Source organism: Pseudobacillus sp. FSL P4-0506 (assembly GCF_038003025.1).
In the GTDB taxonomy this organism is placed as follows: Bacteria; Bacillota; Bacilli; order Bacillales; family Domibacillaceae; genus Pseudobacillus.
In genome coordinates this window covers 2,384,410-2,397,762 of the sequence record NZ_JBBOOI010000001.1, presented here as the reverse complement: position 1 = coordinate 2,397,762, position 13,353 = coordinate 2,384,410, and the positions used below count along the sequence as shown (strand labels likewise).

Genomic DNA, 13,353 nt, shown 5'->3' with positions numbered 1-13,353 from the left:
TTCTCTTCATTAAAGCGAAAGCGGCAATCACATTTGCAACATAAAAAGGAACACCAATCTCTAAGGCAGCTGCAAAGCTGCTTTAAAGTTTTGATGCCCTTCTTTTTACTGTTAAGCTATTGTTAATCCTCTAAGAAATATACTTTCTCTACTCTCCATTCAACTGGCACACCATCTGTATGAAATGTAGGAAAATAAGTGTAGACAAACTCTTTCATTTGTTCTTCTGTTGGGTATTCATCAAAATGTTGACTCTTGATCAATTCCATACACACAATTTGAAACCGGTGTTTTACTTTAACTTGTTTCATTCATAAGTATCCTTTCTTGTTGCACTATTCCTTACTTTCTTCACTATAGAGTCGTTACATCATTACAACAGATCCTCCTTCCCACAAAATACAGTTCTATATACCCTTTTATTTTTTCATCAAACCACATTTATGAATCTTTATCTTCATTTTAAACTATATCTAAATACCCATTAAATAGCTAATATATTTTTTAAACATCAGCTATTCTTCCACACCACAGTTTGTATAGTAAAATAAGGAACAAAGCCCTTTCTGAAAGGTGTGGGATTTATACGGGAAGAAAGCACTCGCAATTTTCTTTTAATAAGTTCTTACGGCACACTGGGCATAGCTATTTTTTCACTATATACGTATGGTACAAACAAAAATTTTCTCGTACTTATTTACGGTTTTTAAGCTCTTTTATCATTGCAATAATAAGTTTAGTTATTTGGACGGTATGGTTGATCGGGCCAGTCTACCTTGAACCCGAATAGGCTTCTACAGAAGGTTCTCTCAACATAATGACGGCCAATTTATTATGGATTTTTAGTGTAGCTCTCTTGCTTGTAGGGATCGCTAAGAAGCAATAGTATAATCAAATAAGGCGTAGTTGAATTTTCCTGTTCATACCAACGGGGCCTCCTAACACGTCGACTTTTTTTATGCCGGAAGACATTCGACTAAAAAAAGCCGAATTCCTTATTGTGCTAAGGATTCGACTTTCTTGAAGCGGTTCTTAATGGCTATAGAAATTGATCAGCGTCTATCTTAGAGGGAGCTTTTCCCTTAACCTGTTTTAACGTGGCTACTATAAGAAAGCTAACAATCACTAATAAAAGCCATGAACTTACCTTTCCTAGATGAACGAGACTCCATGCATCCGCTTGGTTTGGATATTTCCAAGCGCCAAAGAATGTCGCAATATTTTCGGCAATCCATATAAAAAAACCGATAAGTATGAAAGAAAGTACGAGCGGCATACGGTAACGAATCCCCCCAACCTCATATAGGACCCAGGATTGCCAGAAGACGATAATGACAAGTCCCGATAACCACCAACGAACATCAATCCAATAATGATGGATGAAAAAGTTCAAATAAATCGCAGCTGCCAACGGTACAACCGTCAAAAAAGACGGCCACTTAATCAGTTCAACCTTAAGTCTTCTCCACGCCTGACAAAGATAACTCGCTACACTCGCGTACATGAACCCGCTATATAGAGGCACGCCAAAAATTTTGGCATACCCTTCCTCTGGATAAGACCAGGAGCCCATATGTACCTTAAAAAGCTCAAGAGCAAGCCCGATCAAGTGAAACAAGGTAATAACCTTTAATTCATCCCTTGTTTCAAGCCCTGAATGCACCATCCACCACTGCATTAAAAGGCAGATAATGAGCAACCAGTCATACCGCGGCAGGAAGGGAAGCGGTATAATTTGTGTCAAAGCCAAAGAGGCAAAAATAACGACAGGAAACAAACATGATAATGCCTGCTCCCACCCGAAACGAACGAGTTGTTTCAGCGCTCCCATGATTTGTGCGTTCAACGGTTCCTTCTGATATGCCACTTTATTATTCATCTTGGTCGTCTTCATCATTTCTATATTCTAAAATATCTCCGGGCTGACAGTCTAAAGCTTTACAAATCGCTTCTAAAGTTGATAATCGAATCGCTTTTGCCTTTCCATTCTTCAATATAGAAAGATTAGCCATCGTTATTCCAACCCTCTCCGAAAGTTCAGTGACGCTCATTTTCCTTTTAGCCAGCATAACATCAATATTAATTATAATTGCCATCTCATTCACCTCAGACCGTTAAATCATTTTCTGATTTTATATCAATTGCATCTTTCAAGAGCCTTTGAAGAACAGCAGCAAAGACTGCAATCACCAGTGAAGCAAAGATGATGATTAATCCGATGACTATGATGCCTGGGGCGTCGTCCTTCTCTGCTATCAGATATAAGAGCGGCAGATTCATTACGTACAGGACACTAATTGTGATAGCACAGTATTTTATATTCTTTAAGGATTTTACAGACAGTTCCGAGAATGCATGATTCTTATCGATGTAATGCAAAAGCTGAAAAGCCTGATACAAAGCGAAGTAAAAAGGAATCGCCGCTGCATACAAACCGATGAACATGAGATATTTCAAATATAGGCGATCCGGGTATAATTCTGCTGTAAAATTCGCAATCTCAGGCACCACAAATATGCACAAAGCAAGAACTGGAAGTCCAATGATAATAACTGCTATCTTTAGAAAAAGTGTTGTTCCTCTTTCCATAAAAAGCACCTCACTTATTTATTTTCCACTTGATTTTAACAAGTTATTTATCGTTTTACAATAAATTTTTATCTATTTTTATTATATTTTTGTTGTTATGTTACTATCCTTTTATCTTAGACAAAGACAAAAAAAGCATTCCTACTACATAGAAGCACTCCACAACTTTGAGCTATTCCCTTTATCACTGTTCCAACAGCATTGAAAGCAAAGCGCCTGTACGAGCGGCATAGCTCCATTTCTTCTTCTTTTTTGTCAAAAATACCCTCACCTGATTGAATAAAAGATACATCTAGTTTGTTAAATAATTTGTGTGGAACTATCCGTCCCGCTTGGAAAAGTAGGAAATAAAAAAACACCCCTTCCAGGGTGCTGTGCACTTATAAAAAAGACGGGCTGCTAAGAATGATAAACTTCATATTTCTTCACTTATCAAATAAAACCTAAAGGATGCTCTTTCTCCTTCTTGCTCAAATGAACGAATCTGCTAACACATGCTTGGGGGAATGTTCGTCGGGTTGGCTTTAAGGGCTGCTGGCGGGGTATTGAATATATATGGTGGGGCAGGCTTCAGTTTTGGCGCTTTAGCACAAGGAAGAGGGTTTTCCACGTAATTGAATGTCCCCTGACAATCCATACTAATTCCATGGGCCCATCGCCCTTCAGCACTTTCATTTCCTCGTGAAAAATTAAACAGCGTATAAGCGACTTCACGTTTTTCCAATTCCTTTGGAAATGCTACCGGGACAACAATCCCCCTTTCTGCTGCCTCCAGTTCCTTGATAGCTGCGATCCATTGATTCTGATGCATGGTATCTCTCGCTATTAACCATGAAAGCATATCCTTGACGCCTCTATCATTCGTTTCCTCGTACAAGCGAACGGCTTGCAATCGCCCTTGAGATTCTGCATTTAAATTAGCTCTAAAATCAGCTAAAAGATTTCCGCTCGCAATAATATAATCAGCCGTCCATCGATTGCCGACACTGTCTGCCGGCATGGCTCCTAGTCCGGATACGATCACGTGCTGTGGATTCATTCCTCCAAGAATAGCTCCTATTATTGGATCTTTCGCTGCCTCTTCCAGGTCGCCAACCGGAGCACCATCCAATAAACGGGCAATCATTGTCGCTAACATTTCTATGTGGGCCAGCTCTTCGGTTCCCGTATCCATTAATAAATCTTTATACTTCCCATTCCCCCGCACACTCCATCCTTGGAACAAGTATTGCAAGGCAACAGAGATTTCGCCGAATTGCCCGCCTAAAACTTCCTGTAGCTTTTTCGCATATAACGGATCAGGTCTTTCCGGCTTTGCATGATATTGTAATTCCTTAATGTGGTAGAACAATCCACTCACCTCTTCTTGAAATGTGGTCACGCTAATAAGGTTCAAGTTATACTATTAGCTGGCACTTTATTAGGTGCGTGTCCCGTCATCCCCCTACCATAAGGTAAAACATAGGATTGTGGCTTATTCAATGCTCGTCTGCTTTTTCAGTGGCTTGAAATAAAAGTAAAACCTTCTTATTAATCATTTGTTCGTGTTCTTCGTCATGAATAAATACACGAAAAGAGTCAACCTCTCCTCGTCGTTGACTCCATTTTTTGTTTTATTCTGCCCTTTCTTGAGAAATAGATAAATGCCTCTCTAATTTCCATAAGCTTTTTTCCTAGAAACCTCTGTATGATACTAGTTAAATCGACTCCATTTAAATCTCTTTCCTGCTATCTCTTGCATTTTCTTCGCTTTCTTGTTCATCCATATCAATTTAAATCCTAGGTTTGTCTTTGCTCGTTTGATTTCTTTTTCTCCAGCTCTTCATCTGTAATTCCGTTAGAAGACTTGTCCAAATGTCTCTTCCGTTTTTCCAATGAAATACGGTTTTTCCTATAAAGCAATAAAGCCTTTATCTAATTACCAACAGACTCCTATGTCATTAGAATTATTATTAGGTTATAATAATAAATGTCTCCTATCCTTAATCACAAAGGAGGTTAAAATATGGCCAAGAAGTCTATGATCGCTAAACAAAAACGCACCCCAAAATATAAAGTACAAGAATATACACGCTGCGAAAAATGCGGAAGACCCCATTCTGTTTATCGTAAATTTAAGCTTTGCCGTATTTGCTTCAGAGAACTTGCTTATAAAGGGCAAATTCCTGGAATAAAGAAAGCCAGCTGGTAATAAAATTAAAATAAGTCTCCTAAATAGGAGACTTATTTTTTTAATAAATACGAATCCCTAGTAAAGTTTGGTATAATTCCACTTGTCGACAAATTTCTTCTCTGTCTTACAAATAACGTTCATCATTATACTATTAGTTACTGGAAAGGGGAGCTTCCTTTGATTCCGATAGATCTTATTTGTCATGAACTCAAACGGTTAACAGACGACTATTATAAATGCAAAAATCCCATTATAAAAACCTATATTTATTCTGATATTAAACTTTTAAGCAAAGCCCTATTTCTAAGTGACCAGTCAGACGTATAAATAGCCCAAGCCTCTTTTCTTTCCGATACATACTATTGATCTTACTGATCTGTTTCATTCAATAGAATTGGCCCTAGATAAGCTGGGAGCTTTCCTGGCTTTTTTATTTTTCTTCTACTTTTATCCACCAACCTAATTGTATGTTAGTACCCCTATTCATATTTTTATATTTCCCCCTATTTGATGAAACACCTTTTCCTTTTTACGCCATGTTACAAAAAAGTAAAAAACGTCATCAAACTTTCCATATACAAGGAAAAAAATACAAATTATAATTAATTATAGAAAAGTAGTATTGAATCACTTCTTTTAGCCTAAAAAAAGGAGATAACGACCTTGTCTTTAGACCATACCAAAAACATGTTAAAAACCATGATGTTTTATAGTAACTGCCAAATCACTCAAACGGTTTCTAAAAACCAAAAAAGGGTACTCTCTGTAAACTATCAGAAAGAAAAGAAGCTGTTTGAAATAACTTATTTAGAAACAGCCGCTATTGAAACTTATGGCGACATTGAATCAACTGCTCTGGCAATAGAAAAAGCCATAAAAGACTAATTTCAGAACACTCTTCCTAGAGTGTAATTCCTTATTGAATCTAAATACCTACTTCACCTTCTTTTTGAGGCAAGCTAGACGATCCTTCTGACACCCTGTAGGCTCTTCCGCTAGATTTTCATGAGCAATAGGCCTTTCTATATCTTCTACTAAAAGAAGATCCCCTCATTTCCACACCTCTTCATCTGCGATCCGGTTAGAAAGTCTTATTCCCTTCCTTCTTGTCACTTTTCAGCAAGTAGGAACTACGTTTGTAGAAGTATCTGTTATTTTTCTGTAGAGTTATAATCTAGTTAGTTTCAATATATGGAACAGAGGTAATTTTTTTATGAAACACTTTACATTTTTTATTTTTCAATCAGTATTATTTAGTTTGTTTTTTGTTGTCAATTTTTATTTTGATGAATATATCAGTCCTCCATTTACTCGTATTGATCTAATAGCATCATGTATATTTTTACTTCTTGCCATGCTGGTTTCAAAACCGATCATTCATTTTTATAGACATTTCAGTACCATTCGTCTTCGAATAAAGTTTCTTCTCTCCATACCAGCCTTTATTTCAGCCACCTTATTAGGAGGATTCTTCCTATCTTTATTAATGGGAGAAGCCCTCTTCAATCTCTAAAGTTCCCTATACAGTTTCTTTTGGCTGTAAGCCCCCTTTAGAATGTTCGGATGCTTCTGAAAAGTTTTCTAGGTTCATTCCCCTTGAAGCAAATGTGAGTGGGCAAGGGGATTTTTATGTACTCTATTTTTTATTGAATAACAAGCCCGCCATCTTCGGTTTTAGCCGAAAGACGATTCGTCCCGTCGCCAATAGCATGAGTGTTTCTATCATATTTAGGTAACTCAATCTTCATATCTTCACCAGCCGTCACCAATTGAAGCGAAGCAGGTGTTTTTATATATTGAATACCGATATCACCTGAAACACTTTTCAATTGTATATTCGGCTGTTCCGTAGCCTCTGTTATTTTAATTTGTCCGTCAGCTGTTCGTATCGTATGTGCTGTGCCTGTGCTTTCTTTTATGGAGACATCGCCTGCATCTGTTGTGATCGATAAATTTTTGAGACTACTTTTAGCAATTTTCACCATGCCGTCTGCCGTGGAAAACTCAGCATTTGAGACGATTACATTTTTTACATGCGCCATGCCAGCGGAGGTTCCTGCCTGTATTGTATCCAACTCCAAACCTTGAATGATAAGATCGCCATAGGCACCGTTAATTGTAAGAGCTTTACTTTGGGACTTCGGCAGTTTCATGACCACGGTTGGCATGGGACGAAAGTGAATATTTTCTTGCCATTTTTTCTTTTGGCGTGTCTCCTTCAGGACGAATGTATTGTTTTTTTGACTAACTGACAGTATATTTTTATTTAATGTATGCCCCTTTATTTGAAGATGTATTTTATCATCAGGTGAATCGGCAATATCAATATTTAACTCATCTAGTGTAATGTCGATATACGGCATCGCTTTATACCCGCCGATTGCTACCGTTTTAACAGGCTGTTTCAGATAAAGAATGAGGCCTGCACCCATTGTTCCGAGCAATAATAAAACAAACATTTTTCGTAGCATTAGGCCACATCCTTTACATCAATGCTGCGGAACGACAGATAGGCAATCCCCAATCCAAACAATGCCAGGATAAGTGGAATAAATACGACATCCGCTAAGCTGAAGGTGTCCCCACCGTCTGAAACTGTGGCATTAATTAAAAAGCCGATAATGACCGCTGAGGTAATTGTTGTTGAGGTGGACTTTTTTCGCATACCGAAAAACAGTGGAATCAATGCGATGGCCCCCATCATTAATGCGTTTGATACTACCTTTGGAGAAACGGAGAATATTTCTTGTAATGTGACCGTGCCTTCAAATAGTCCGAGTGAAGGCTGCAAAAAATACGTGATCATTTGCATGAGCCAAAGGCCGATTAATAGACTTCCCGCCGTAAAGGCATAAGCAAGTGTTAATTTAGCCAACAATAGTTTTTTCCGTTGTATCGGATATGTGAATACCACTTGTATTGTTTTAGTGCGAAATTCTGAAATAATTAAGCGCGATAAAATAACACTGCCGAAAATAATAAAGGTAATATTCGATAGGATGGTGAGGAGCGACATAAATTCATGAAAGGAGCTCATTGCGCCATCCATTTCATTTTTTGAACTTAAGGCAATGAGCGCCACAAATCCATAAATGCCAATCATACAAAAGGCAAAGCTTTTAAAATAGCGGGTCATTTGATGTTTTTTCCATTCCAGCTTAATTAAATGCAGCATGTGTGTACCCTCCTTTGATGCGGTTAATAAAGTATTCCTCCAACGTTTGATGCACCATTTCCACTCTCTCAACGTCTACTCCGTGTAAAATCAAGTGTTTCGTTAAATCGGCTGTTTTTACATTTACTTTTGTAAGGCGCAATGTCGTTGCGTTAATGATTTGTACCTTGGCCTGAAACGCTTCTTCCAGCAATTGCTTTGCTTTTCCTGCGTCGCTTACCATGATCTCTGTCGTTGGCTGATGCTGCTCGCGCAATGCAGGCATGGCGATTTCCTCGATTAATTTTCCATCCTTTAATACGCCGATTGTATCGGCAATAGACTCAATTTCAGCTACGATATGACTGGAAATTAAGATGGTCATGTCGTATTGTTTTTTCAAAGTAACAAGCAGCTCCCTCACTTCTTTAATGCCGACAGGATCTAACCCGTTAATGGGTTCATCTAAAATTAAAATTTTTGGTTTTGTAATGATGGCGCGCGCAATCGCTAAGCGTTGACGCATACCAAGGGAAAATTCCTTTACTTTTTTCTTTTCAATTTGCTGCAAGCCAACGGTCTCTAACACCTTTTCCAAGCGGCGATGATCGTCATAGCCTATATAGGCACAGTGCAATTGCAGATTTTGCTGCGCAGTAAGGTCCTCATAAAAAATCGGATACTCAATTAAACTGCCGATGTCTTTTAAGTAGCTATAGGAAGTGGCCGCAATCGATTCATTTTGTATAATAATGTCGCCAGAAGATGGCTTAACTAAATTTAACAGCATTTTCATAACCGTTGTTTTGCCAGAACCATTTGGACCAAGAAATCCGTATATTTCCCCCTTTTTCACTTTCATGCTTACATGATTGATGATGAGCTCAGATGTAAAGCGTTTCGTTAATTGATGCGTTTGAATAATATAAGTCACATGCGAAACCTCCTGTTTTTTGCTTATATCAAGCGTAAAAGATGAAAGTAAAAATAAAGTAAACTGGCAGGAAAATGTACGTAATATTTATTTTTAAGATAGGTATAAAAAGAAAAACTTGTTAGGATAGAAATAGGAAAGAGGGATTACAATGACAGACGACGCTAAAATTTTAATTGTGGATGATGAAGTCGGCATTTTAAAACTGCTTACCATTACATTACAGAAAGAACATTTTTCTCATATCGTCACCGCATCAACGAAAGAAGAAGCCATGCAAACCCTATTCAAGCAAGACTTCCATATTATTTTGCTTGATGTCATGCTGCCGGATGGTGATGGCTTTGCCTTATGCTCAGCGATTCGTCAGCAAACAACAGCCCCCATTTTATTTATTAGTGCACGCTCGAGCGATTTCGATAAATTAACTGGGTTAAGCGTCGGTGGTGACGACTATATTACCAAGCCATTTAATCCGCTTGAAGTAGTAGCCAGAATACGCGCTATTTTACGACGCCAGCGTGTGTATGAAAAACAATCGTCACAGCCCGAGGCCAAAAGCTTTGTATACGATACGTTTGCTTTTTCACCTGACGAAGCCTTATTAACCATACGAGGAGAAGCAGTGGAAGCGACGGCGAAAGAATTAGAGTTACTCCATTTCTTTTGTAAAAACCCGAACCGCGTGTTCACCACAGCGCAAATTTATGCGTTCGTTTGGGGAGAAGATGTGTTTGGGGAAGAAAAAACCGTTACCATCCATATTGCTAAACTGCGTAAAAAACTAGGAGATAATACGAGAAAGCCAAGTATTATTGTGAATTTGCGCGGGATTGGCTATAAATTTATTCCGCCAACAGGTGAGGCATAATGAAAATTCAACAACGCTTTATTTGGCATTTACTATTAGGCTCGTTGATTTGGCTGCTGCTGTTAGCGATCATATTGCCAACTGTTATGGATGGGATTTTACCAAAGTTCGGACTTGGCGGTGAGCGTTATGAATGGCTGGTGCTCATTGTTGTTGGCATGGTGACGGTGCTGTGCATGTTACTATTTGGCTGGTACTTTGGCAGCCCATTGCTGCTTGTGATGAAATGGATTAACCAGCTTGCCCATGAAGATTTTTCCCCGCTGCAAGAGTGCGAGAAAATGTATACACGGAAGAAAAAATTAAAGATGCGCTATCGCTTGTATCAGGAAGTGATTACGCAGCTTGCTGATATGCGCTTGCAGTTAGAAAAAGCGAAAATTGAACGCGCTCAGGTAGAGGAAGCGAAGCGCGATTGGATTGCAGGCATTTCACATGATTTAAAAACGCCGCTCACTTATATTAAAGGCTATTCTACCTTGCTATTAAACTCTGATTATGATTGGTCAAAAGAAGAGCAGCAAAATTTTATTCAAGAAATTGATCTCAAAAGCTCGCATCTAGAGCAACTGGTGCAGGATTTAAATTTAGCCATGCGCTTTGATGGTTCACAGGCCATACCGATCCATAAAACAAAGCAAAATATTGTGGAGTTCGTTCAGAGCGTCTTAGCTGATGTGAGCAATGATTTACGTGCAGAGCCTCATCACTTCGAATTGCATTTTACGACGCCGGATATACAACTAGCATTTGATGATCATTTATTACGGCGTGCGCTGCAAAATATTTATATGAATGCTGTGCTTCATAACGAAGCTTCCGTAAATATTGAGACAACCATCGAACAGCAGGTACGAGGTATTGTTATTCATATTGAGGATGATGGAATTGGCTTGAACGAGGAAACGAAACAAAATTTGTTTAATCGCTATTATCGCGGAACGACGACTGAGCAAAAATCAGAGGGGACCGGTTTAGGCATGGCTATTGTTAAATCTTTAATCGGAGCGCATGATGGTGTCATCACGGTCGAAAGTACAGAGCAGCAAGGCACATCATTTACAATTACATTGCCAATGGTAAAGTAGATTTCTAAAGCAATACCGCTTAACAAAGGAGCCCCTTCCCCAAGGATGCAAGAAAGGGTTCAGCTATACCATCGATGTAGACAATGATCTTTTCCCAACCAAAGTTTTCTTAGATAATGTATATAGACCAAAAGAGCCTATCCTCTAAACAAGGAATAGGCCCTTTGATTTTCTCCTGCTCTCACTCGCTAAAATAAAATCACTTCCTTCTCATTGCCCTATGCAGTATCATTAATAGAAGAACTTCATTAAATCATCTTTAGGGAGGTGTTAAACATCAATCTGCAAAAATGCGAAACTTGTCATCGCAGGTTCAAATGGACTGAAATTTACCCCTCACTTTTCATTGAAAGCAGAGCTCTGTATTGCAAACAATGTCAAACCCACTATACAATGATTCATTCTTCACGTTTAACTTATTCTGCCCTATGTGTACTAATAGCCATACTGCTATGTTACTTCACTATTTATCGCTATCATTTGAGCTGGCCATCCATCTTTGTGTATCTTCTATTGATGACTTTAACCTCCTTCCTTTTTCCGCTCTGCGCAAAGTATCAGCGTTCTCAAGAAACAGAAGAAAAATCTATAAATACGACCCGTTAGTTGAATATCTCGGGCCTTATTTTTTATGTATGACACATTGAGATTTACTGCATATCAAATTATATAAAAACTTTCTTTATTTTAGATTTTCCTAGAAACATGGTTGCACAGCCATATTTGATAAAACATAGAGAAATTTCGGTATGTGAGGAAACTACGTTATGTTATAGTCATACATATAAGGGGTGATCCCCTTTCTAACTCTAGTCAAAAGGAGGCCTCGTCATGATTATTAAGTGGGTTCGACTGCGATAATTAAAGGGGCAGGCCAATGAGACTCCGGAAAGAGTTTATTGATCTGCGCCTTAATAACGGCGATTAGATAATAAATTATACGGAGGTAAAAATATGAGTGAACAGATAGTGAAAATAAATAATGTAGATATATGCACAGAATGCTTTGGAAACCGTAAGGACCCTGCCGTACTTTTGATTATGGGAGCGATGTCTTCATTGGATTGGTGGGATGAGGATTTTTGTCTCCACCTCGCTGATCAAGGGCGATTTGTCATTCGTTATGATCATCGGGATCTTGGGCGATCGACAGTATATGAGCCTGGTACTTCCAACTATACAATAACGGACATGGCCGATGACGCGGCAGGTGTGCTAGATGCTTATTCTATAGAGCAGGCACATATCGTTGGAATGTCCTTAGGCGGTATGATCGGCCAGATTCTTGCCCTGAGATATCCAGAACGCACACTCACGCTTACACTCATTGCATCAAGTGTGTTTGGGACTGAAGCGGAAAAGTTGCCTCCAATGGATCAAAGCATACTGGATCACCATGCGAAGAATGCATCGATAGATTGGTGCGATCGAGAGGCCGTTATTGCCTATCTGGCAGATGGGTGGAAAACTTTAGCTGGATCCAAACCTTATGAACAAGCAAGAATGTATAAACTGGCGGCAAAAGAATACGATCGTGCCAAACAGCTACCAAGCAGGTTTAATCATGCCATGCTACAAGGCGGAGACGAGTATTTCGATCGAATGAATGAGATCGACGTACCTGTGCTCATTATTCATGGTACAGAGGACCCAGCCTTGCCATACGAGCACGGGCTTGCTCTTGCAAAAGCCATCCCTCATGCTGAATTAGTGGCTCTTGATGGATCAGGACATGAAATTCATTGTGAAGACTGGGATCAAATTATCCATTCAATAATAAAGCTTGGTTCCTGATAAGCGAATCATTCCCTTCTTCCTTTGCCGTTCAAATAGATGGATTTCCAAAAGATAAGCAGGCTTCACATTTATCATTAGAAAAGGGGCCGCTCTGGTCCCTTTCTCTTTTCTCGCTTCATTCAGCCTAATGGTTCATCTCTGTTACCTGAAATTCTTATAAGGAAAATTTACATATTGGCGTTTGTTTTCAAGGAGCCTGAAATGGAGCCACACTCGCCAAACGACTGGCATATCGCAGACAGACTGAATGGGGAGGTTCTTTTATGCTAAGAGAGGCAACATTATCAGATACGAAAGAAGCTGCTCAACTTGCTTTGTTGCTCTGGCCTGGACATACTTTGGAGGAACTTATACACGAAATGACACAGCTTCTTGGCCAGCCAGATGCGACTATAATTTTGGCTTATGATAGCAATGAAGCCATTGGGTTTGCCCAATGCCAATTGCGCTATGATTATGTTGAAGGGACAACTTCAAGCCCTGTGGGATATTTAGAGGGACTCTATGTAAAAGAAGCTTTTCGTAAGCAAGGGGTTGCAAGAAGCCTAATTCATACGTGCGAAAATTGGGCTAGAGAACGGGGCTGCCAGGAGTTTGCTAGTGACTGTGAATTAGGAAACAAAGAAAGTTTAGCGATGCATCTTAAATTAGGATTTAGCGAAGCCAATCGTATCATTTGTTTTACAAAGAGGTTATAGGTATATAAATGAAAAACTCTTCAAACACAATTAACAGACAGCCCCTTTA

15 protein-coding genes are annotated in these 13,353 nt (G+C 39.0%); 7 read left to right on the top strand and 8 right to left on the bottom strand.

The genetic code is table 11. The features are described 5' to 3' along the window. Positions 1 to 122: 122 nt before the first annotated feature. From MKZ02_RS11935 to MKZ02_RS11915, 5 genes are all read right to left on the bottom strand, one after another. A complete protein-coding gene (locus MKZ02_RS11935) occupies positions 123 to 311 on the bottom strand; it encodes a hypothetical protein (protein ID WP_120032078.1) in 189 nt (62 codons plus the stop codon). Positions 312 to 1,039: 728 nt separating this feature from the next. Further along, complete coding sequence (locus MKZ02_RS11930; RefSeq protein WP_120037776.1) at positions 1,040 to 1,831, bottom strand: DUF817 domain-containing protein; 792 nt, start codon at positions 1,829 to 1,831, stop codon at positions 1,040 to 1,042. 40 nt (positions 1,832 to 1,871) lie between these two features. Beyond that, positions 1,872 to 2,096 carry a helix-turn-helix domain-containing protein gene (locus tag MKZ02_RS11925; RefSeq protein ID WP_120032080.1) on the bottom strand — a complete coding sequence of 75 codons (225 nt, stop codon included), beginning with the start codon at positions 2,094 to 2,096 and terminating at the stop codon, positions 1,872 to 1,874. 10 nt (positions 2,097 to 2,106) lie between these two features. Further along, positions 2,107 to 2,589, bottom strand: coding sequence for a DUF2975 domain-containing protein (locus MKZ02_RS11920; protein ID WP_120032082.1), 483 nt, complete (start codon positions 2,587 to 2,589; stop codon positions 2,107 to 2,109). 487 nt (positions 2,590 to 3,076) lie between these two features. Then, the gene (locus MKZ02_RS11915) at positions 3,077 to 3,940 is read right to left on the bottom strand and encodes a manganese catalase family protein (protein WP_120032084.1); all 864 of its coding nucleotides are present in this window, start codon (positions 3,938 to 3,940) and stop codon (positions 3,077 to 3,079) included. A gap of 654 nt (positions 3,941 to 4,594) precedes the next feature. On the opposite strand from MKZ02_RS11915, the gene MKZ02_RS11910 reads away from it, so the two are divergent. Then, a complete protein-coding gene (locus MKZ02_RS11910) occupies positions 4,595 to 4,780 on the top strand; it encodes a type Z 30S ribosomal protein S14 (RefSeq protein ID WP_120032086.1) in 186 nt (61 codons plus the stop codon). Positions 4,781 to 5,425: 645 nt separating this feature from the next. Then, on the top strand, positions 5,426 to 5,647 hold the full coding sequence (locus tag MKZ02_RS11905) for a hypothetical protein (RefSeq protein ID WP_120032088.1): 222 nt from the start codon (positions 5,426 to 5,428) through the stop codon (positions 5,645 to 5,647). A 758-nt stretch (positions 5,648 to 6,405) separates the two neighbouring features. On the opposite strand, the gene MKZ02_RS11900 is transcribed toward MKZ02_RS11905, so the two are convergent. The 3 genes from MKZ02_RS11900 to MKZ02_RS11890 are packed head-to-tail and all read right to left on the bottom strand — an operon-like array spanning position 6,406 to position 8,850. Then, a complete protein-coding gene (locus MKZ02_RS11900; RefSeq protein WP_340853706.1) occupies positions 6,406 to 7,233 on the bottom strand; it encodes a DUF4097 family beta strand repeat-containing protein in 828 nt (275 codons plus the stop codon). After that, positions 7,233 to 7,937: an ABC transporter permease gene (locus MKZ02_RS11895; protein WP_120032092.1), complete on the bottom strand. Its 705-nt coding sequence runs from the start codon at positions 7,935 to 7,937 to the stop codon at positions 7,233 to 7,235. Before MKZ02_RS11895 ends, MKZ02_RS11900 begins: the two co-directional genes overlap by 1 nt. After that, positions 7,921 to 8,850 carry an ATP-binding cassette domain-containing protein gene (locus tag MKZ02_RS11890; RefSeq protein WP_120032095.1) on the bottom strand — a complete coding sequence of 310 codons (930 nt, stop codon included), beginning with the start codon at positions 8,848 to 8,850 and terminating at the stop codon, positions 7,921 to 7,923. The genes MKZ02_RS11895 and MKZ02_RS11890 overlap by 17 nt, the downstream gene beginning before the upstream one ends. Positions 8,851 to 9,001: 151 nt before the next feature. Here MKZ02_RS11890 and MKZ02_RS11885 point away from each other — a divergent pair, with 151 nt between their 5' ends. From MKZ02_RS11885 to aac(6'), 5 genes are all read left to right on the top strand, one after another. Beyond that, on the top strand, positions 9,002 to 9,721 hold the full coding sequence (locus tag MKZ02_RS11885; protein WP_340853704.1) for a response regulator transcription factor: 720 nt from the start codon (positions 9,002 to 9,004) through the stop codon (positions 9,719 to 9,721). After that, a complete protein-coding gene (locus MKZ02_RS11880; protein WP_340853703.1) occupies positions 9,721 to 10,809 on the top strand; it encodes a sensor histidine kinase in 1,089 nt (362 codons plus the stop codon). Before MKZ02_RS11885 ends, MKZ02_RS11880 begins: the two co-directional genes overlap by 1 nt. Positions 10,810 to 11,076: 267 nt before the next feature. Beyond that, the gene (locus MKZ02_RS23990) at positions 11,077 to 11,415 is read left to right on the top strand and encodes a TIGR04104 family putative zinc finger protein (RefSeq protein ID WP_406909434.1); all 339 of its coding nucleotides are present in this window, start codon (positions 11,077 to 11,079) and stop codon (positions 11,413 to 11,415) included. Positions 11,416 to 11,763: 348 nt separating this feature from the next. Continuing rightward, the gene (locus MKZ02_RS11875) at positions 11,764 to 12,603 is read left to right on the top strand and encodes an alpha/beta fold hydrolase (RefSeq protein WP_340853702.1); all 840 of its coding nucleotides are present in this window, start codon (positions 11,764 to 11,766) and stop codon (positions 12,601 to 12,603) included. Positions 12,604 to 12,869: 266 nt separating this feature from the next. Beyond that, on the top strand, positions 12,870 to 13,304 hold the full coding sequence (gene aac(6'), locus MKZ02_RS11870; RefSeq protein WP_340853701.1) for an aminoglycoside 6'-N-acetyltransferase: 435 nt from the start codon (positions 12,870 to 12,872) through the stop codon (positions 13,302 to 13,304). Positions 13,305 to 13,353 lie beyond the last annotated feature (49 nt).